The sequence below is a fragment of the Marinococcus halophilus genome, assembly GCF_900166605.1.
Taxonomy (GTDB): domain Bacteria; phylum Bacillota; class Bacilli; order Bacillales; family Marinococcaceae; genus Marinococcus; species Marinococcus halophilus.
The window spans coordinates 330,743-351,268 of record NZ_FVZD01000005.1 but is presented as its reverse complement, the minus strand read 5'-3'; the positions used below and the strand labels follow the sequence as shown (position 1 = coordinate 351,268).

Annotated in this window: 24 protein-coding genes; 2 read left to right on the top strand and 22 right to left on the bottom strand. The window is 49.0% G+C overall.

What is annotated here, in order from left to right:
• Positions 1-11: 11 nt before the first annotated feature.
• The 14 genes from B5066_RS04195 to prfA all read right to left on the bottom strand — a co-directional run bounded on the left by B5066_RS04195 (position 12) and on the right by prfA (position 10,795).
• Complete coding sequence (locus B5066_RS04195; RefSeq protein WP_079474698.1) at positions 12-560, bottom strand: F0F1 ATP synthase subunit delta; 549 nt, start codon at positions 558-560, stop codon at positions 12-14.
• Positions 557-1,048, bottom strand: a complete 492-nt coding sequence (gene atpF / locus B5066_RS04190; RefSeq protein WP_079474697.1) for a F0F1 ATP synthase subunit B — start codon at positions 1,046-1,048, stop codon at positions 557-559. The genes B5066_RS04195 and atpF overlap by 4 nt, the downstream gene beginning before the upstream one ends.
• A 91-nt stretch (positions 1,049-1,139) precedes the next feature.
• Positions 1,140-1,352 carry a F0F1 ATP synthase subunit C gene (gene atpE, locus B5066_RS04185; protein ID WP_022794575.1) on the bottom strand — a complete coding sequence of 71 codons (213 nt, stop codon included), beginning with the start codon at positions 1,350-1,352 and terminating at the stop codon, positions 1,140-1,142.
• A gap of 69 nt (positions 1,353-1,421) precedes the next feature.
• A complete protein-coding gene (atpB, locus tag B5066_RS04180; RefSeq protein ID WP_079475056.1) occupies positions 1,422-2,150 on the bottom strand; it encodes a F0F1 ATP synthase subunit A in 729 nt (242 codons plus the stop codon).
• Between the two features lie 57 nt (positions 2,151-2,207).
• Complete coding sequence (locus B5066_RS04175) at positions 2,208-2,576, bottom strand: ATP synthase subunit I (protein WP_079474696.1); 369 nt, start codon at positions 2,574-2,576, stop codon at positions 2,208-2,210.
• A 472-nt stretch (positions 2,577-3,048) separates the two neighbouring features.
• Positions 3,049-3,678: a uracil phosphoribosyltransferase gene (gene upp / locus B5066_RS04170; RefSeq protein WP_079474695.1), complete on the bottom strand. Its 630-nt coding sequence runs from the start codon at positions 3,676-3,678 to the stop codon at positions 3,049-3,051.
• A 192-nt stretch (positions 3,679-3,870) separates the two neighbouring features.
• Positions 3,871-4,365 carry a peroxiredoxin family protein gene (locus tag B5066_RS04165; protein WP_079474694.1) on the bottom strand — a complete coding sequence of 165 codons (495 nt, stop codon included), beginning with the start codon at positions 4,363-4,365 and terminating at the stop codon, positions 3,871-3,873.
• Between the two features lie 157 nt (positions 4,366-4,522).
• On the bottom strand, positions 4,523-5,782 hold the full coding sequence (glyA, locus tag B5066_RS04160) for a serine hydroxymethyltransferase (protein ID WP_079474693.1): 1,260 nt from the start codon (positions 5,780-5,782) through the stop codon (positions 4,523-4,525).
• Positions 5,783-6,019: 237 nt separating this feature from the next.
• Entirely contained in the window at positions 6,020-6,565 is a 546-nt protein-coding gene (locus tag B5066_RS04155; protein WP_079474692.1) for a TIGR01440 family protein, read from the bottom strand.
• A 24-nt stretch (positions 6,566-6,589) separates the two neighbouring features.
• Entirely contained in the window at positions 6,590-7,027 is a 438-nt protein-coding gene (gene rpiB / locus B5066_RS04150; protein WP_079474691.1) for a ribose 5-phosphate isomerase B, read from the bottom strand.
• Positions 7,028-7,099: 72 nt separating this feature from the next.
• A complete protein-coding gene (locus B5066_RS04145) occupies positions 7,100-7,555 on the bottom strand; it encodes a low molecular weight protein arginine phosphatase (protein ID WP_079474690.1) in 456 nt (151 codons plus the stop codon).
• A 25-nt stretch (positions 7,556-7,580) separates the two neighbouring features.
• Positions 7,581-8,633 carry an L-threonylcarbamoyladenylate synthase gene (locus tag B5066_RS04140; RefSeq protein WP_079474689.1) on the bottom strand — a complete coding sequence of 351 codons (1,053 nt, stop codon included), beginning with the start codon at positions 8,631-8,633 and terminating at the stop codon, positions 7,581-7,583.
• Between the two features lie 222 nt (positions 8,634-8,855).
• On the bottom strand, positions 8,856-9,722 hold the full coding sequence (gene prmC / locus B5066_RS04135) for a peptide chain release factor N(5)-glutamine methyltransferase (protein ID WP_079474688.1): 867 nt from the start codon (positions 9,720-9,722) through the stop codon (positions 8,856-8,858).
• Positions 9,722-10,795, bottom strand: a complete 1,074-nt coding sequence (prfA, locus tag B5066_RS04130; RefSeq protein WP_079474687.1) for a peptide chain release factor 1 — start codon at positions 10,793-10,795, stop codon at positions 9,722-9,724. The genes prmC and prfA overlap by 1 nt, the downstream gene beginning before the upstream one ends.
• A 209-nt stretch (positions 10,796-11,004) precedes the next feature.
• Between prfA and B5066_RS04125 the strand changes: the two genes are divergently transcribed.
• Positions 11,005-12,333 (top strand): FAD-dependent oxidoreductase, encoded by a 1,329-nt coding sequence (locus tag B5066_RS04125; protein WP_079474686.1) that lies wholly within the window; start codon positions 11,005-11,007, stop codon positions 12,331-12,333.
• A 59-nt stretch (positions 12,334-12,392) separates the two neighbouring features.
• Here B5066_RS04125 and B5066_RS04120 read toward each other — a convergent pair whose 3' ends face one another.
• The 8 genes from B5066_RS04120 to B5066_RS04085 form a co-directional block, all read right to left on the bottom strand.
• Positions 12,393-12,971: a thymidine kinase gene (locus B5066_RS04120; RefSeq protein WP_079474685.1), complete on the bottom strand. Its 579-nt coding sequence runs from the start codon at positions 12,969-12,971 to the stop codon at positions 12,393-12,395.
• Positions 12,972-13,055: 84 nt separating this feature from the next.
• On the bottom strand, positions 13,056-13,298 hold the full coding sequence (locus tag B5066_RS04115; protein WP_022794589.1) for a type B 50S ribosomal protein L31: 243 nt from the start codon (positions 13,296-13,298) through the stop codon (positions 13,056-13,058).
• Positions 13,299-13,386: 88 nt separating this feature from the next.
• On the bottom strand, positions 13,387-14,664 hold the full coding sequence (gene rho / locus B5066_RS04110; RefSeq protein ID WP_079474684.1) for a transcription termination factor Rho: 1,278 nt from the start codon (positions 14,662-14,664) through the stop codon (positions 13,387-13,389).
• Between the two features lie 384 nt (positions 14,665-15,048).
• Entirely contained in the window at positions 15,049-16,020 is a 972-nt protein-coding gene (glpX, locus tag B5066_RS04105; protein WP_079474683.1) for a class II fructose-bisphosphatase, read from the bottom strand.
• Positions 16,021-16,038: 18 nt separating this feature from the next.
• Positions 16,039-17,325, bottom strand: coding sequence for a UDP-N-acetylglucosamine 1-carboxyvinyltransferase (locus B5066_RS04100; RefSeq protein WP_079474682.1), 1,287 nt, complete (start codon positions 17,323-17,325; stop codon positions 16,039-16,041).
• A gap of 249 nt (positions 17,326-17,574) precedes the next feature.
• Entirely contained in the window at positions 17,575-18,219 is a 645-nt protein-coding gene (gene fsa, locus B5066_RS04095; RefSeq protein WP_079474681.1) for a fructose-6-phosphate aldolase, read from the bottom strand.
• Positions 18,220-18,362: 143 nt separating this feature from the next.
• Positions 18,363-19,226 carry a class II fructose-1,6-bisphosphate aldolase gene (gene fba / locus B5066_RS04090; RefSeq protein ID WP_079474680.1) on the bottom strand — a complete coding sequence of 288 codons (864 nt, stop codon included), beginning with the start codon at positions 19,224-19,226 and terminating at the stop codon, positions 18,363-18,365.
• Between the two features lie 247 nt (positions 19,227-19,473).
• Entirely contained in the window at positions 19,474-19,842 is a 369-nt protein-coding gene (locus B5066_RS04085) for a response regulator (protein ID WP_079474679.1), read from the bottom strand.
• 114 nt (positions 19,843-19,956) lie between these two features.
• On the opposite strand from B5066_RS04085, the gene B5066_RS04080 reads away from it, so the two are divergent.
• Entirely contained in the window at positions 19,957-20,478 is a 522-nt protein-coding gene (locus tag B5066_RS04080) for a DUF2529 family protein (RefSeq protein WP_079474678.1), read from the top strand.
• The last annotated feature ends 48 nt before the right edge of the window (positions 20,479-20,526 follow it).

Below are 20,526 nucleotides of genomic sequence, written 5' to 3'. Positions count from 1 at the left end.
ATTCACCCCATTCATGATAAATTCGTTTGCGTTATATTACGCTGCAAGCGGTCTAGCTGACCTTGAATGCTTCCGTCAAAAATCGTATGTCCAATGTGTACCTTCACACCGCCAATGAGAGAAGAGTCCACTCTGTTTTCAATATAAAGCTCGTGCTTGCCGACCCGCTGGGCAAACTTGCGGGAAACTGCCTGTTTTTCTTCATCCGATAATGGTTTCACCGTATAAACAACTGCATTGGCCACGCCAAGTCGTTCATTGATAAGCGCAATTGTTTCCTTTGCCACTTCATCAATCAGATGAAGCCGTTTGCGGTCAAGCAGCACACTCATCATTGAACGGCTGCGTTCGCTCCAGGAGCCGAATGTACTCGCAATGAAAGACTGCTTTCTTTCACGGCTGATCGATGGATATCTAAAAATCTGGTACATCTCCGGATGCGCGTGGAACACTTCGAGCATAGCTTCCCATTCCTGCTTCGTTTCTTCAAGAGCCCCGTGCTCTTCCGCACTTTTTAAAAGCGCACGGGCATAGCGTTTCGCGAGGGTTGGATTACTCATAAGCGACCGCCGCTTTCCTGTACGTATTCCTGAATCAGTTTTTCCTGTTCTTCTTCATCTAATTCTTTTTCAATAATTTTCGTAGCAATCAGCACAGAAAGCTGGCCGACCTGGGCACGAAGTGCTTCAACTGCCTGCTCCCGCTCTCTCGTAATATCAGCGAGGGCGTTGTCTTTCATACGGTTGGCTTCTTCGTGGGACTCCCGGATAATTTCCTTGGACTGTTCCTGAGCTGTCTTGCGGGACGTTTCAATGATAGATTGCGCTTCTTCGCGCGCTTTCTCCATTTCCACCCGCTGCTCTTCTAAATATTTTTCCGCTTCCTGACGGTGATTTTCCGCTGTCTCTATTTCATTGGAAATGTGATTTTCACGTTTTTTCATCTGTTCAACAATTGGACCCCAGGCGAACCGGCGGAGCAACAGCAGTAAAATGAAAAACGTAAAAAGTGAGAAAAGCACATCTCCGAACGCAAATGTAGATGGCAAAAGATTTCACTCCTTTCTTAGATATACAAAAGGAATGGCGAAGCCAGTTCCCCCACTCCGCCATTTTGCTTCCCTTTCCAAAACTGTATGTTTATTGGAAAAGCGTGATAAAACCAACAACGACTGCGATGATCGGAACTGCCTCAACAAGACCGATACCAATGAACATAAGTGTCTGCAATCTGCCGCCAAGCTCCGGCTGACGGGAAGTACCGTCGATCGCCCCTTTGATTACGATTGCGTTGCCAATACCTGCACCAATTGCTGCTAAACCTGCTGCGATTGCAGCTGCTAAAAGACCCATGTGCAAATCCTCCTTAAATTAGTTTAAAACTATATTGTTATTTCGTTGTTTCTGCAGATGCTGCTGTAATTAATGATCCGTTTCCACTTTGTGCGAAATGTAGACCATGGTCAGTACCAGGAAGATAAACGCCTGGATAAAACCGATGAACAGGCTGTATCCCTGCCAGGCAACCATTGGAATAATGCCAAGAGCGGTACCGATTGGAAAAGTCGTACCCACTGTCGCCAAAAGCGTCAGAAGTATCTCCTTGGCATAAAGGTTGCCGAAAAGCCGTGCCCCGAGTGTCAGTGTGTTGGTGAACTCCTCAAGAATGTTGATCGGAAAGAGAAATTTCTTTGGACGGAAATAGTTCTTTCCGTACTCCTTTGCCCCGCGAAGCTTAATACCATAGAAGTGCGAAAGCACAATGACCATTACAGCCAGCGTCATCGTCACCACCGGATCAGCCGTCGGTGATTTCCACCAAAGCACGTGGGTTTCATCATTAATCAGCATGAACGGAATCCCGAGCAGATTCGCTACCAGAATGAACAGGAAGATCGTAATTCCCAGGCCGAAGAAGCGCTCTCCGGTTTTCCAGTCCATGGTGCTTCCAATCATATTGCGGACGAATTCAATCACCATTTCAAACACGTTCTGCATGCCGGTTGGTCTCATCGAAAGAGTCCGCGCACTTATCAGTCCAATGATGAACACAATAACTGCTGCAATAGTCAGCATCATGACATTGGAAAGATTAATGTGGAAGCCGGGTATACCAAACAAATCATAAACATACGGCGATTCGTGCTCTATATTCAAGTCTCAGTCACCCCTTTACTATGTTAGTCAATTGTGCGCTGCAGCTAAAAATTATTTTTCTTTGCTGAAGTGAACGGATAAAGCGTAAAGCAGCAGATAAGGACTGAACAATCCAATCACCAGGTAAAGCAGACGGAATTGTTCCGGAAACCGGACATAGAGCATGGCAATGACTACTCCTACTGCGAGCCTCGTGGCCATGCCAAACGGAAAAATCTTTTTTTCCGCGAGTACCGCCTTCTGGATTCGTTTTGTTTCCCGGTGGGCGTGCCAGATGTTAAAGGCTCCTCCGCATGCTCCTGCAAATAAGCTCACTGCTTCCTGCCGGAACGCTGGAATCAGCGCCGGAGCTATGTACAATACAAGCATTCCAGCCAATCCTATAAATAACGAGCGGAGATACAAGCTTGTATCATTCATGCGCGGTCCACCTTTTCCTCCGAAACAGACTGATTAGTCCGTTAATACACTACGAAATCCATTGAGAAAATTTTTACACAACTTTTCGTAACAATAGCTGCCTCCTACATGTTTTAGGCAAAAAAAAGAAACAAATGCGTGAATCATGCCGTTCATGAAGGAATTCCAAATTTCTCCCATATGTAAACCTTATCATACGTTCTTCATCATAGTACAATAGCCGCCCCTTGATGTCAATGGACGAAAATTAACAAAACCCTGTATTGGCGCACGTTTCAGGCGTTTTTTATTTTGTGTCTATTAAGTGACATTTTCATATCCTTACGTCAAGAAAAGACTAAATGAAGCATATGCATATTCGTTATTTCTCATATGCATATACGTCATCTCCCTGCCTGACTGTTTGGGATGTATACATCCTTTACAAACCAAAGGGCTTCTCCGTTCATGCGGACAAAACCCTTGTCATCTTTTATTTTGTGCCGAATAAACGGTCGCCGGCATCTCCGAGGCCCGGGACAATATAGCCCTTTTCGTTTAGTTTCTCATCCATTGAAGCCAGGTAAATGTCCACATCCGGATGCGCTTCCTGTACGAGCTCCACTCCTTCAGGCGCAGCAATTAAACACATGAGCTTAAGGTTCTGGGCTCCGCGTTTTTTCAGGCTGGTCAACGCTTCAATAGCAGAACCGCCTGTTGCAAGCATCGGATCAATCACAATAAATTCCCGCTCCTCGACATCACTTGGCAGCTTTACGTAATACTCGACCGGCTGCAGTGTTTCCGGATCCCGGTACAACCCGACGTGCCCTACTTTCGCAGCCGGGATCAGTTTGATAATACCGTCGGTCATGCCAAGCCCTGCACGCAGTATCGGCACTACTCCCAGTTTTTTGCCTGCAAGCGTATAGGATTTTGCCGGCCCTACCGGTGTTTCCACGGTTACTTCCTGCAGCTGTAGATTTCTTGTGATTTCAAATGCCATCAGGGTAGACACTTCGTCGACAAGCTCCCGGAATTCCTTCGTTCCTGTTGAGACGTCCCGGATGAATGTAAGTTTATGTTGAATGAGCGGATGATCCAATACATGTACATTTCCCATAAGTATAGTCGGCTCCTTTTTCCCCGGCGCCAGCCGGTGCTTATTAACCCATGTCCCTATCGAACATATTCTTTAAAAATTCTACCTAAAAAGCGTAGTGGATTCAAGGTAATATGAAATGACAGAAATATGCCGCAATTCCAAGGCCCGGTTATAAATAACAGCAGCGCCGGCATGCACTGCTGCGAACGTTTATTTTAAATTGTCTTCAATATACTTTACGGTTTTGCGAAGCTCTTTCGGGCCCGGACGGCCGAATGGATTTGTCTGGCGGTGCTGGTATAAAAATCTGCCTTCTTCATCGAGCAGAAAGTATGCCGGTTCCCCGTGCGCTCCGTGGTCTTCATAAGGAGCTTCCGAGCTGTGGTAAAAGACGCCGTAATCATCGAGTACTTTCAGGGCTTCATCGACGAGCACTGGAAAGGTGAGCCCGTATTCTTCTGCCATGGTCCGCAAGTCTTCGGGGTTATCGGTAGAAATAGCGGTGATGTTTACGTTATTTTTTTCAAAAAAGCTGCGGTGCTCTTCCCAGGCTTGAAGCTCTTCTTTACATACTGGGCACCATGACCCCCGGAAAAAAACGAGCAGCTGCCAGCCTTTACCTATTTTTTCTTCGAGTTTAAATTCTTCGCCATGAACGTCAGCAAGCGTGAACATTGGTGCCTTCTCATTTATTGCAAAAACCATTTGAACTCCTCCTTTTCCCAATCTATATATACCCTAACACACTTGTGTTCACCCCTGAAAAATACAGGTCTCTCCTGAAAGCCAAAAAACAGCTGCCTCCTTTAAATAGGAGAACAGCTGTTTCAGCATGCTCGTTTGTTACCGCAAGCTGGGGATATTACAGATATTCGTAAATTGGAAACCGGCCCGTTAAGGTTTTTACACGTCCGGCCGCTTCTTTTAACGCTTCCGCGTCTTCATGGTTTTTCAACGTATAGGCGATAATGGAGCCGATTTCTTTCATTTCTTCTTCGCCAAAGCCGCGGGATGTAACAGCTGCAGAGCCAAGACGGATACCGCTTGTGACAAATGGCTTTTCCGGGTCATACGGGATGGCGTTTTTATTCGCCGTAAGGCCAACTTCATCCAAAGCCTTTTCCGCTATTTTCCCTGTCAGTTCCAGGCTGCGGGTATCCATCAGCACGAGATGGTTGTCCGTACCGCCTGAAACAACAGTAATGCCTTCATTCTGCAAGGAGTCGCTTAGGCTGCGGGCGTTTTTCACAACATTTTCGGAATACGCTACGAAATCCTGCTGCAGCGCTTCTCCGAAGGCCACGGCTTTCGCAGCGATTACGTGCATGAGCGGTCCGCCCTGCAGGCCCGGAAATACTGCTTTATCAATCTTTTTGCCGAATTCTTCCTTACACAGCACCAGCCCTCCGCGCGGTCCACGCAGCGTTTTATGGGTTGTGGTCGTAACAAAATGCGAATGAGGGACCGGATTCTGATGAACGCCAGCTGCTACAAGTCCGGCAATATGCGCCATATCAACCATTAAGTATGCATCTACTTCATCGGCGATTTCGCGGAATTTTTTAAAATCGATTTCACGTGGGTACGCACTTGCGCCGGCAACGATTAATTTTGGCTGTGTTTCTTTAGCTACACGAAGCACTTCATCATAATCAATTACCTGATCTTCTTTGGTCACACCGTATTCCACGAAATTGTACTGCACACCGCTGAAGTTAACGGGACTGCCGTGTGTTAAGTGGCCCCCGTGGGAGAGATTCATGCCAAGCACGGTGTCACCGTGATTTAAGACCGTATAGTAAACAGCCATGTTTGCCTGGGCGCCGGAGTGGGGCTGCACGTTTGCATATTCTGCGGCGAATAATTCCTTAGCCCGGTCAATCGCGAGCTGTTCAACCGTATCCACGTGCTCACAACCGCCGTAATAGCGGCGGTTTGGATAGCCTTCCGCATATTTATTAGTAAGAACGGAACCTTGAGCTTCCATTACTGCACGACTCGTAAAGTTTTCCGAAGCGATTAGCTCAATCTTATCGCGTTGACGTCCCAGTTCCTTCTGCATTGCCTCAAATATGGCCGGATCCTGCGTTTGTACACTTTCTGCATTTACCTTTGTTTCCATCTGTAAATCTCCCTTCCCTTCGGTACAACAACGAACGATTGACTTTAATGAAAATATTTCGTTCGTTATTTTTCTCCTCTTGTCACCATGTTTTTCATTGTAACACGTATTTTTTACGAATTTCCGTACCTTTCGAAATTTTTTCGGATTTCTTTCTTTTTTCTTCGTCTGGACGTGAAGAAAAAAGAACCGCGGCATGCGATTCTTTTTTCTGGCTCATCTCCGTACACCGAAGGGCTATTCGTAGCGTGCACGCTCGCCGCCGATCAGCTTCGGCCGTGTTTTTGCCATCGTCACGTAAGCAGAACCGATCTGCTTCTTTGGGCCGCGCACCGGAACCGCGACCGGTTTCAAATGCATACCGATCAGGGTGGATCCGATATCGATGCCTGCATCTGCTTTTACTGATTCGATAACGACCGGCTCACTCATGTGTTTATATGCATATGAACTCATTGAACCGCCTGCCCGCGGGTGAGGCACTACACTCACTGCTTCGAGGCCATAAGCATCTGCCGTTTCCCTCTCTACGGTCAAGGCGCGGTTAATATGCTCACATCCCTGAAATGCAAGGCGCACACCGGTTTCTTCGCGAAATTCCTGAAAGACATCAAACAGTGCTTCAGCGACTTCCTCGGAGCCGGCCTTGCCAATATGCTCACCGAGCACTTCACTCGTACTCGTCCCAATCACGAGCACCTGGCCGCGACGAAGCGGTGCCTGGTCTTTTAATGAAGCCAACAATTCCCGTAAAGGCTGCTGCCATTCTGTTTTGTTTACCATGACAACCCGTCCTTTCTTCGTTCCTTATTGTTCAATAGCCGCGACTTTTTGGATACGGTCTGCATGCCGGCCGCCTTCGTGTTCCGTACTGAGCCATGCCTTGACGATTTCGCCGGCCAGGCCGGAGCCGATGACCCTTGCGCCCATGGCCAGCACATTGCTGTCGTTATGCGCCCGGGTCATTTTCGCGCTGAATACATCATGGACGAGCGCGCAGCGGATACCGTTTACTTTGTTTGCAGCAATCGACATGCCAATACCTGTGCCGCAGACAAGAATACCACGGTCAGCTTCTCCGGCCGTGACTTTTTCAGCCACCGGAACAGCGTAGTCCGGGTAATCCACGGAATCACTGCAGTCACAGCCCAGATCTTCGTATTCCACTCCTGCTTCATCCAGTACAGATTTAATTTCCTCTTTTAATTCATATCCGCCGTGATCGGCACCCAACGCTACTTTCATTTCGACCTCTCCTCCGTTTGATTATACTGTGTTTAGTTTCTCACGTATTCGGCAGCCTGTAAATCTTCAGGCTCAGTCCGGCGATTTTTCTTTTGTATACCGTTCCCACGCCGCCTGCAGAGCCTCTTCCATTTCCTCAGCCGTATCCTGGTACACCTTCGATCCGCCACCGATAGGGTCTCCAATATCCCTGTCTCCCCTGGCGCCCGCGTATTCCTTCAGCAGCACGGTTTTCTGTTCCGCACCCGGAAACATCCTCTGCATGATATCTTTATGCCCCTGGGTCATTGCAAAGATAACGTCCGCCCAGTCGATTAATTCCTTTGTGAGCGGCTGGGATTCGTGGTCAATCTCCACCTGTCTTTCATCCATTGCATGGATGGCTTCGGCCGCTGCCGGTTCTCCGCCTGCAGCCATCACGCCGGCGGAAGCCACTTCCACCGCCGGATAGTGGTGCTTCATCAGCGCAGCTGCCATCGGACTCCGGCATGTGTTTCCTGTACAAATAAATAATACATGATAACTCATTGTCATCGACTCCTTGCAGAAATTTTCATGCTTCTGAAGATGCTGCTTTTTCCAGGCGGTTCATGAGCGCGGCCCCAATGCCTTCTTTTGCAAAAACTTCGCAGAAGGCTGCGTCTGCATCTATTGTATCTAATTCGCGGAGTACTGCGTATAATTTTGCTGCCGTTTCTTCAGGGGCCCGGCGTGAACCTAAACTAAAGAAAGCATCCGCCTGCTTCCATGCAGGTTTGTTTTCCTCCACAGCAAGCACCGCAACTTTTTTCCCTTCCTGCTGGTATGCCCTCAGCCTGTTCTGCCACATCTCTTCCGGTCCTTCCATTAAATAGAGAGGCGTTGCGGGGGAATAGTGGCGGTATTTCATTCCTGGCGCTGCAGGAGATTCTTCGGAGGACGCGCTGTGGGAATAGCGGACTGTCCCCGGGCCGAGCACCCGCTCGAGCTGTTCCTTCGTTACTCCACCCGGACGCAGAATCCAGCAAATCTCTGTGGTGCAATCTACGACGGTGGATTCTACTCCGTAGCCGCACGCGCCGCCGTCAATTACCGCATCAATTTTTCCGCTCAGGTCATTGTAAACATGCTCTGCGGTTGTCGGACTCGGAGAGCCGGAACGATTGGCGCTTGGTGCCGCTACTGGAACCCCAGCGTAAGTTAGCAGTGCTCTCGCCACCTCATGCTCCGGAATACGGACAGCCACCGTAGGTAACCCGGCCGTCACAAGAGAGGAGAGAGGGGTTTCTTTCGTCAATGGAAATATAAGCGTTAAAGGGCCAGGCCAGAACGTGTCCATAAGCTTTTCCATGTTCTCTGTCCACGTAACCCCGAGTGCGTCAAGCTGCGCACGGTCAGCGATATGGGCAATCAACGGATTGTCCGGCGGCCGGTTTTTGGCTTTAAAAATAGCCCGGACGGCTTCCGTGCATACGGCGCTTGCCCCCAGTCCGTATACGGTCTCCGTAGGGAGAGCCACTGTCTTACCCTGCTTTATCCACAGCCCCATTTCCTTTAATACCGACTTCTCTGGAATTTCCCCGCTAATATTATCCACATTTCTTATAACTGTCTGTTTATAACTCATGCAGCTTTCTTTCCTTCCAAAAAGTTAAAATGCTTTCATACCAAGGTCCAGTTTGGTTTATTTTTGTTTTTTCACACTATCAACAAGCTCTAATTTTCTGTGGATAACTTTGAATTTTCCTGTTAATCCAGCCTTTGAATTTACATTTTTTACGAAAAATTAATGTTTTCCACATATAAGGATGATTTATCTTTTTTTATCCACATCTCGGGGATAACGTCCCTACTTATTCACAACTGTAACGATTCGGTCGTTTCCATTCAAGTCTTTTATTACTTGGACCATTTTTCCCGGAAACGCTTTTTCAATCGCTTTCTTCACGGAGTGTCCCTGCTGCCAGCCAATTTCAAAAGCGAGCAGGCCACCGGGAGCTAGAATATCAACAGCATGTTTAACAATTTCTTCATAGCTGTGAATGCCTTCTTCGCCCTCACCAATCAATGCCACCGCAGGCTCCTTGTCCCGGACAAGCGGGTCAAGCTGTTCCCATTCCTTCTTTGGAATATACGGCGGATTGGATACAACCACATCAGCCTTCTCTTTCCGGAGCACCATGCCTTCAAGAAATGATTCCTGATGAAAGGTGACCGGTGCCTGGAGTCGTGCCGCGTTCTGTTTAGCCATTTCAAGCGCCCGGCTATCAATATCCACAGCCTGCACCCGGGCCGGCGGAATTTCCAGTGCAAGCGTAACGGCGATAATTCCACTGCCTGTACCTACATCGACAATGCGCGGAGCCTTCAGATCTTTATTTTTTTGTACCCAGTCAATCACGTACCAGACAAGCTCCTCGGTTTCCATCCGCGGGATCAGCACATTGGCGTTGACGTGAAACTCACGATCATAAAAGGAGCTTCTCCCGGTTAAATGCTGAACCGGGGTTCCCGCTGCGTGGATACGTACGTCCTGCTGGAACTGCTCCCACGTCTGTCGAGCTACCGGCTCCCCCGAAGCAGCCAGCAGCTGGGAGCGGGAGAGCTGCAGGTGATGCTCCAAAAGCCAATCCGCCGCCGTTTCTTCTCTTCCGTGTTCACTTAAAAAAGAAGAAGCCCATTTTCGGGCTTCAAATACAAATGGTTCCTCTTTCATTACGCTTCGCCTGCTTTTTCCATCAGTTCGGCCTGCTCTTCCATCACGAGCGGCTCAATAACCTGATCCAGCTCTCCCTGGAGAATCTGGTCGAGCTTCTGCAGCGTCAGTCCGATACGGTGGTCCGTGACACGCGTCTGCGGAAAATTGTATGTCCGAATCCGTTCGGAACGGTCCCCGGTCCCTACCGCTGATTTCCGGGTTTCATCGTACTCTGCCTGGGCCTCCTGCTGGAATTTATCATATACGCGAGCGCGGAGAATTGTCATTGCTTTTTCTTTATTTTTAATCTGGGATTTGCCGTCCTGGCAAGAAGCGACAATGCCTGTCGGCACGTGAGTGAGCCGCACCGCCGACATGGTAGTGTTAACGCTCTGGCCGCCGGGACCGCTTGCTGCGAATGTATCCACACGAATGTCCTTATCGTGAATATCTACCTCGACTTCCTCAGCTTCCGGAAGCACAGCCACTGTGGCTGTGGACGTATGCACCCGTCCACCCGACTCTGTGCTCGGCACCCGCTGAACCCGGTGGGCTCCGTTCTCGTATTTCATTTTCGAATAGGCCGAATCACCGTTTATCATAAAAATGATTTCCCGGAAGCCGCCGAGGTCGCTTGCAGTCGATTCCACGATTTCTGCTTTCCATCCTTGTTTTTCCGCATAGCGGGAATACATCTTATATAAATCAGCGGCAAACAGCGCCGCTTCTTCGCCGCCTGCGGCTCCCCGTATTTCAATAATGACGTTTTTGTCGTCGTTTGGATCCTTCGGAAGAAGCAGCCGCCGAAGCTCTTCCTCCTGGTTTTCAATACGCTCACTCAATTCTTCCACTTCCGACTTCACCATGTCTTTCATTTCTGCATCGAGCTCGTCTTCAAGCATTGATTTTGCCTCATCAAGCTGCTGCCGGGCTTCTTTATATTCCCGGTAAACCTCTACTGTCCGCTCCATCTGGGCCTGTTCTTTGGACAGCTCCTTAATTTTATTCGGATCGTTCGCGATTTCCGGGTCGCTCAGCTGTTCGTTTAAATATTCATAACGGTCTTCTACCGTCTGCAGTCGCTCTAACACACCGTTCACCTCTACTTTTAAATTTTATCCGTTTCAAGGGCATATCGTTACGTTTACACGTTTCTCGCTCTCTTTTACAGTATACTAATTATAATACAGGGGCATAGGGGCGTCAAAATACCGCCGCTTCTATAAATTTCGTTTGATCAGGCCGGGCGCGGGGAACCGCTCTGTAAGTGCCTATTGTTCCAGCAGAAGGGGGAAAAAAGATGAAATACGTCATTATTGGCGGAGATGCCGCCGGCATGAGTGCAGCCATGCAGATCTACCGGCAGGATGAGAACGCAGAGATTGTTACGCTTGAAGCCGGGGAAGTGTATTCCTACGCCCAGTGCGGACTTCCATACATACTCGGGGGTGAAGTCGAAGACAGCTCGAATTTAATTGCCCGCGATGTTGATACGTTTCGGGAAAAGTACGGCATCGATGCCCGGGTGAATCACGAGGTTACCGGTGTCAATGCGGATAAAAAAGAAGTGATGGGCACACGCACCGACACGGAGGAATCGTTTCAAATTTCGTATGATAAACTGCTGATCGCTTCCGGCGGGCGTCCGCTCCTGCCCAACTGGCCGGGCCGGGAGCTCGAGGGCGTCCATACGTTAAAAACGATTCCGGACGCCGAAACGATCAAAGCGGAGCTCGTTAACGTGGACCATGTTACTGTTGTAGGAGGCGGCTACATCGGCCTTGAAGTGGCAGAAAACTGTATTCATGCCGGGAAAAAAGTGACGCTCGTGCAGCGCGGCGACCAGCTTGCGGGCATATTCGACCCTGACATGGCAGCGCATATTGCCGAAGAAGCGGAAGCAAACGGCATTGAACTGCTTTTCGGGGAAAACATTCAGCGTCTGTCAGGCAGCAGCCGGGTGGAAGCCGTCCATACGGAGCAGCGGGTGGTTAAAACTGACGCGGTAATTGTCGGCGTTGGCCTTCGCCCGAATACGGAGATGGTGTCCAAATGCGGTCTGTTCCGGCACGGCAACGGTGCTCTCCAGGTGAATCGCTATATGGAGACCAATGTCCCCGGCATTTATGCCGCTGGAGACTGTGCTACCCAGTTCCACCGGATTAAGGAAATCGATGATTATCTTCCGCTCGGAACGCATGCCAATAAACAAGGACGGGTTGCCGGGCTCAACATGGCCGGAAGCGTAAAGTCCTTTAAAGGCGTGACCGGGACGTCTATTCTCCGCTTTTTTAGTTTAACGCTCGGCAAAACCGGTATTTCTGAAGCGGAAGCTGCCGACATGCGTTTTCCTTACCGCAGCCAAACACTTACTACATCGAGCCATGCCGGCTATTTCCCGGGAAATAGCAAGCTTCATATTAAAGTGACGTACTGTCCGGACACCGGCATTATCCTCGGCGGCCAGCTTATCGGCGGGGACGGCACCGATAAACGGCTCGACGTTCTAGCAACCGCTCTCTTTCACCGTATGACCATCGCTGAATTTGAAGACCTGGATTTAAGCTATGCCCCTCCGTACAACAAGGTATGGGATCCACTGCAACAGGTGATCCGGCGTGCGAAATAACTTCACTGTACTGAACAAAACAAGCCAACCAGCATTGCACCGGTTGGCTTGTTCTCTTTTTACAGAGCAATAGGCGGATTGGCATGGCATCTTCGGCATACCGGATAATAGGAGTCATTGCCGCCGATATGAATCTGCTCCCCTGTATAAATCGGGCGCCCCTCGCCGTCGAGCCTTAAATTCATGACTGCTTTTTTATGGCAGAACCAGCAGATGGTTTTCATTTCCTCAATTTTGTCCGCGTACAGCAGCAAATGCTTGCTGCCTTCAAACAGCTCATTTTGAAAATCGTTTTTCAGCCCAAAGCTCATCACTGGAATATCGAGGTTGTCTACAATTTCTGCCAGTTGAATGATGTGCTCCTGGGAAAGAAACTGTGCCTCATCCACGAGAATACAGAACGGACGCTCCGCTTCTTTTCGCACGATATCGTAAATGTTTGTTTCTTCAAAAATTGGAACGGCTTCGCGCTCCACTCCGATTCTGCTCGCTACAAACCCGACACCGCGCCGGTCATCAAGACCAGAAGTGAAGATCAGCACCGGTTTATTCTGCTCTTCATAATTATGGGCCACCTTTAAAATTTCGATGGACTTGCCGCTGTTCATTGTGCCGTATTTAAAAAATAATTGCGCCATATTAGTCTCCCCTGCTTATCAACATCTGTTTGTTACATAAAAAAGGCGGAAGCCGCAGCTTCCGCCTTTACCCAACCATTGTGCTTAGCGGTTGTATTTTCTTTTGAACTTGTCCACACGGCCGCCGGCAGTATTCTGCTTCTGCTTACCGGTATAGAACGGGTGGGAGTCGGAGCTTACCTCAATTTTGATTACTGGGTACGTGTTTCCGTCTTCCCATTCGATGGTTTCCGACGAGCTTTCTGTCGAACCGCTCAAGAACTTGAATCCCGTACTTGTATCCATAAACACAACTTTATGATATTCCGGATGCACCTGTTGTTTCATAGCTGGTCACTTCCTTTCGATTCTTCTCTTTTTCACACATAACGAGATTATAACAACTTCCCCGAAATTTATCAATCGTTCATTTCGGTTATTTCTTTCCGGTCGTTACTTTTCCCTGTTTATCTTTTTGAAGTTCTTCAAAAAATTCTTCGTTCGTCTTGGTCTGTTTGATGCGCCGGATAAAGTGATCCACAAAGTCCGGGGAATCGTTCATGGTTTTGCGGATCGCCCATAAATTATCCAGGTGCTCCTTAGAAACGAGCAGTTCTTCCTTCCGGGTACTCGAGCGGCGGATGTCGATTGACGGGAAGATACGACGCTCGGCCAATCGGCGGTCAAGGTGGAGTTCCATGTTGCCGGTGCCTTTAAATTCTTCATAAATCACATCATCCATCCGCGATCCGGTTTCTACAAGAGCTGTCGCTAGAATGGTCAGGCTTCCGCCTTCTTCAATATTGCGCGCTGCTCCGAAAAAACGCTTCGGACGGTGAAGCGCCGCCGGGTCAATACCACCGGAGAGCGTACGTCCGCTCGGTGGCAGTACAAGGTTATATGCTCTTGCAAGACGGGTAATGCTGTCGAGCAGAATGACGACATCCTTTTTATGCTCCACAAGGCGCATTGCCCGTTCGAGTACAAGCTCCGAAACCTTAATATGATTTTCCGGCACTTCGTCAAACGTCGAACTAGCCACGTCCCCGTCGACAGAACGCTCAATGTCTGTTACTTCCTCCGGGCGCTCGTCCACAAGCAGCACAATCAGTTCGGTTTCCGGATGGTTTTCGGTGATGCTGTTGGCTATTTCTTTCAGCAGCGACGTCTTACCGGCTTTGGGTGGAGCTACAATAAGTCCGCGCTGGCCGAAGCCGACCGGGGTAATCAGGTCGATAATCCGGGAAGAAGCACGATTTGGATGGGTTTCCATCTGCATACGCTCCTCCGGGTACAGCGGGGTCAAAGCAGGAAAATGTGGTCGCTCCTTCGAAGAGTCCGGATCTTCCCCGTTGACCGCCTCCACCTGCAGGAGGCCGTGGTAGCGCTCTGAATCCTTCGGCGGCCGTACTTTGCCGGAAACCTTATCCCCGTTTCTTAGATCAAAACGGCGGATCTGGGACGCAGAGATGTAAATATCTTCCGTACTGGGCAGGTAGTTGATTGGGCGCAAAAAACCATAGCCTTCTGTCTGGATAATTTCGAGCACGCCTTCCATAAACATCAGGCCGTCTTTTTCTGCCTGCCCCTTTAAGATCGCAAACACAAGCTCCCGTTTGTTTAATTTGCTGTAATACGATACCTTGTATTCTTTGGCGAGCCGGTACAATTCTTTCAGCGTCATTGTTTCGAGCTCTGCGATGTTGACTGCCAATGCCGTCACCACTTTCTTTTTCTATTCTGAATGCGGACAAATTAATCGTGTATATTAGTTTTATTAACGTGAAGAAACACTTACACTTTGCGAATGTAAGCTGTCTTTTTTATTTCTGTTATGGTTTTCCTGCACAGCGTGTTGGGATAAATGAAAGATAAGAAAAGGAATGGGTTCCCTACGTTCATGAAGCGTTGAAGCAGATATGCCTTCACTCTGCATAAAGGAGAGGAGAACTGTTGAATGGCCGTACATATATTATAAATACAGATTGTACTTCATTATTTTAACTTTGAATGCCTCTGTCTGCAAGCAAAATTATCAGTTTAACATGCTTCCTGCATCAAATAAGAAGAGGCCAGATCTCTCCGGCCTCTCCCCGTGCTATTCGTCTCTAATGACAAAATCTGGCTTTTTCTGCACGTTGTGCTTGCCGTCAACAAAGCGGACCGTCCCTGATTTTGCCCGCATAACGAGGGACTGAGTTGTAGCCTTGGAGCTTTTGAAATTCACGCCCTTCAGCAGTTCGCCCTCTGTTACCCCGGTAGCGGCGAAAATGCAGTCCTCTCCGCCCACCAGGTCCGGCATGAGAAGCGGCCGGTTGACATCATCAATGCCCATTTCTGTGCACCGGGCCAGCTCATCGTCGTTCTGGGGAAGAAGCTTGCCCTGCATTTCCCCTCCCAGGCACTTGAGACCGACAGCAGCGATTACTCCCTCCGGCGCTCCTCCGGAGCCCAGCAGTATGTCTACACCTGTTTCATCAAAAGCCGTATTAATCGCCCCGGCCACGTCCCCGGCCGGGATCAGTTTAATGCGGGCGCCGGTGTCGCGGACCTCCTGAATCAGCTTGGCATGACGCTCTCTGTCTAAAATAGTGACAACTACATCTTCGATATCCTTGCCTTTTGCCTTTGCTACAGCATGCAGGTTATCTGCGACCGGTGCATCGATATCTATTTGCCCGATCGCTTCAGGGCCTACTGCAATTTTATCCATGTACATATCGGGCGCATGAAGAAGCCGTCCATGGTCAGCAATAGCAAGCACTGCCAGGGCGTTCCATGAGCCGCTGGCAACAATTTCTGTGCCTTCAAGCGGATCTACCGCTACATCAACTCTCGGGCCGAAGCCTGTGCCGAGTTTTTCTCCAATGTAGAGCATCGGGGCTTCATCCATCTCCCCTTCACCGATTACGACGGTGCCCTTCATTGGAATTGTGTCAAATACGTCACGCATGGCGCTGGTTGCAGCGTCGTCAGCCTCGTCCTTCTTGCCCCGGCCCATCCAGCGGGCAGAGGCTTGCGCTGCTGCTTCCGTAACTCGTACCAGCTCCATCGATAAACTTCTTTCCATTGTTACATTCCCCCAGGCTTATGAATTTTGAATTTCCTGCATTTCCTGTTCGCTGATGGTTTCCAAGCGGACCTCAGCGCCTAAATAACGCAATTTATGTTCGATTTTTTCATATCCCCGGGCCACATGTTCAAACCCGGTGATAACGGTCCTGCCGTCGGCCATCAACCCGGCCACGATTAATGCGGCGCCTGCTCTCAGATCGCTCGCCGTTACCTGAACGCCCTGAAGGTCCGCCGGACCCCGCACAATTGCCGTTCCTTCACTTGTGGTTACCTCTGCTCCCATTCGTGCAAGCTCATCCACATGCTTGAACCGGGACGGATAGATGGTGTCGTGAACGATTGTTTTTCCTTCAGCTCTCGTCATAAGTGCCGTAAACGGCTGCTGCAGATCGGTCGGAAAGCCGGGGTAGACGAGTGTTTTTAACTGGACTGCCTGCAGGCGGTCTACCCCGGTAACCCGGACTGAATTGTCAAACCATTCAACGCCCGTTCCTGTTTCCCGGAGTTTTGCCGTTAACGCTTCTAAATGATCCGGGATGACGTTGTCTATCACTACTTCACTTCCCATAGCCGCACCGGCAATCATATACGTTCCTGCCTCGATCCGGTCGGGAATAATCGAATGAGTGCATCCGTTTAATTCTTCTACACCGTCAATGCGGATCACGTTTGTTCCTGCGCCTTTAATATTTGCCCCCATATTCGTCAGAAGCGTGGCTACATCGATGATTTCCGGCTCTTTCGCGGCATTTTCGATGACTGTCTGCCCCTTGGCCATCACCGCTGCCATCATAATATTAATGGTCGCGCCGACACTCACTACGTCTAGATAAATACGGGCCCCTTTCAGCTCTTTAGCGTAAATATGGAGCGAACCGTGTTCATTTTCGACCGTGGCACCTAAAGCTTCAAAGCCTTTAATGTGCTGATCAATCGGCCGCGGGCCCAGGTAGCATCCACCAGGCATGCCGATGACCGCTTTTTTGAACCGGCCGAGCATCGCTCCCATCAGATAGTAGGAAGCACGCAGCTTTTTTACTTTGCCATTTGGCATCGGCAGCGGACGAACGTTTTTCGCATTGATTTTCATTCGGTGATTTTCTGTTTTTACATTCGCTCCAACGCCCTGCAAAATCTCTGCCAGGGTATCTATGTCATCAATGTCCGGAAGGTTTTCCAGGGTGACGTGGCCATTTGCCATTAAAGCAGCCGGCACTAAGGCCACCGCACTGTTTTTTGCCCCGCTGATCGACACCCTTCCTTCCAAAGGCCTGCCGCCTTCAATGATCATTTTCTGCATGTAATCATCCTCTACAGTCATTTTCCGGAATCCACAGCTAGTTTATATGAACCGGTATGTAAAAGCTGCATCCTGCAGCAGTGCTTGCCAGATGCTGCTTCTTTTCGGCTATTTGTGACCTACTAATTAACAAAAGTGTTTTCTTTTTTTAGCATAGATGTTTTTCCACTTATTAGCAAGAGAATTTGGCTGAATTTTCATACAAAAAAAGCTTCTGCAGAAACGCTGCAGAAGCCTGTGCTATTGTTTTTACTGCTTGCGGTTTTCCCAGTCGTTCAGGAATTTTTCAATGCCCTGATCTGTTAATGGGTGCTTCAGAAGGCCAGGAACCACTTTAAACGGAATCGTCGCGATATGGGCACCGCGGGCCGCTGCTTCTGCTACGTGAGTGGAATGGCGCACAGAAGCAGCAATAATTTTCGTCTCGATGCCGTGAACGTTAAAGATTTCGGAAATCTCACTGATCAAATCCAGTCCGTTATGGCCGATATCATCGAGACGTCCAAGGAAAGGTGACACATATGTTGCGCCCGCTCTCGCTGCAATCAGAGCCTGCACGGAAGAAAAGACGAGCGTAACGTTTGTTTGGATATTTTCTTCTGTAAAGACCTTTACGGCCTTCATGCCTTCAAGCGTCATCGGAACTTTGACTGTAATATTCGGAGCGATTTTTGCTAGCTCCCGGCCTTCCGTAATCATGCCTTCCGCTTCAGTTGAAATAACTTCAGCGCTGACAGAGCCGTCGACAATCGCAGTAATTTCCTTTAACCGTTCGTGAAAATCGACGCCTTCTTTAGCGACCAGGCTCGGGTTTGTCGTAACGCCCGCAAGAATCCCGAGGGCGTTCGCCTCTTTAATTTCATCGACATTCGCTGTATCTACAAAAAACTGCATACATGTTCCCTCCTATTATTTGATACTCTTTATCCGGACTAAGCAAACGCTTGCAAACTATTTTACTATGAAAAGAAGAAAGTAAGGCGGAGAACAAGGCGGCCCGGCAGCGGGCCCCTTTTCTTCGCTTTTATGCTTATTAGTTATGCCTGGTTGGAAGAACCAAATTCCTGCATTTTGAACTTCACTGTTTCTTTAATCGCATCACGTGCCGGGCCGAGGTATTTACGAGGATCATACTGATCCGGCTGCTCTGCCAATACTTCACGTACCTTTGCCGCAGAAGACATCTGGCTTTCCGTGTTTACATTCACTTTTGCGTGACCGTAGCGGATCGCTTTTTTCACGTCTTCGGTCGGAATGCCTGTGCCGCCGTGCAGGACAAATGGCACCTCCACGAGCTGCTGGATTTCTTCCATGCGTGTGAAGCTGAGATTCGGCTCCCCTTTATAAGGGCCGTGCACGGAACCAAGCGCTGCTGCAAAGCAGTCGACGCCTGTCTGTTCTACAAGCTCTTTACACTCTGCCGGAATAGCATAAGCTTCTTCCGCTTCAGAAACGATCAGGTCGTCTTCCTGGCCGCCAACACGGCCAAGCTCAGCCTCTACAGATACGCCGATCGCGTGGGCTGCGTCTACGACGCGCTTAGTCATTTCGATGTTATATTCGAGCGGGTGGTGTGATCCGTCGATCATCACAGAAGTGAATCCCGCTTTCATGGCTTTCATGCAGTTCTCAAAGCTCGAACCGTGGTCGAGGTGAATGGCTACAGGCACTGTTACGTTGTATTCTTTCATTAACGCCTTTACCAGAGTAACGACTGTTTCAAAACCGCCCATGTAGCGGGCCGCGCCTTCAGAAACTCCGCAGATTACTGGAGATTTTTCCTCTTCAGCCGCCTGAAGAATAGCCTGGGTGAATTCCATGTTGTTCAAGTTGAACTGTCCTACGGCATACTGATTTTTTTGTGCTGTTTTCAGCATTTCCGTCATTGATACCAATGGCATAAAAAATATCCTCCCTCTTCGTTTCAAGCAAAATGTTTGAGCATCTTCCCATACATAGTAAATATATAAGCACACGAAAGTATCTGCAGCTTTTATGCGGGCTGCATCGAATAGTGGGTATAAAAGCGCGAAAATAGTATAATCAGGGCTTCCTTACTGACAAATACTTCTGCTTAAAAACAAACCAACTATGCTATGTAGATCTTACTCAAATTCTTTATTCATTATAGCATATCAAGCCTGGTTGTCACCCTTCTTCCGAAAGTTTGCCGATGACGCTCTTTAAGTTTTCGATATCAAAAGGCTTGGCGATATAGTAGTCCGCTCCGTTTTGCCTGGCCGCTTCCACCTGCTCCTTTTCGCCAAAGGCAGTCATTATAATTACATAGGCATCGTCAAGACGCGAAGAACTTTGGAGCTCTTTAAGCAGAGTGAGTCCGTTGATGCCCGGGAGTTTCATATCAATGATAAAAATGTCAGGCTTCCACTCCTCCACCATATGTAAAGCAAGTTCGCCGTTATGGGCTTCTTTGACGGTATAGCCTTCTTCTTCGAGCACCTCTTTCAAAAGAAGCCGGATCCCCATTTGATCATCTACAATTAACACCCGTTCCATGACACAATTCCCTCCTTCTCCACTTTCTTCTCCCTGCAGTATATATTACTATGAGGTTTATGACCACGTAAGTTTCAGCCAGGCATCAATTCCAAAGCAGAAAAGAGGATTTTTATGAAAATTTTTTCTACTCAGCTACAGGGGAAATTTCAAAGCATCATGGACCAGGAGGAGGAATTTGAGGATGCAGCGCGTTTAGCCGTACAGGCTGTACGGGGACTGGGCAGGCTCTGGATCGCGGGCTCCCCGTCTGCCCATTCGATTGCCCTGGCGCTTGCGGACCACCCTGACGCCCCCGAAGGAACGACAGCTATTGTGCCGTCTCCTGATACAGAAGCGCTGTCCGAGGTCGACCGCCTGTTTCTAATCGTTCATCCCGATGAGGGGGAGGAAATGCTTTCGTTTATCCAAACGTGCGAAGCCAGCGAAACACCTCTCATTATTTATTCACAGGATGACGCCCGGATAAATGAACTGCTCGGGCCGTTAAACTGCCATATTTCTGCGCCTTCGGCCGAGCCGGTGATTCCCGATGAAAAGGGAGAGCGCTACGGGAACCCATTTGCTTTATCAGCCTTTTTCGCCGGCCAGCTTTTCTATTTATACATTAAAGAATTATCGGATGAACTCGAATAACGCAGTTGTTTTTCCGGCCCAAAAAAGCCTGGATGGTATGCACCATCC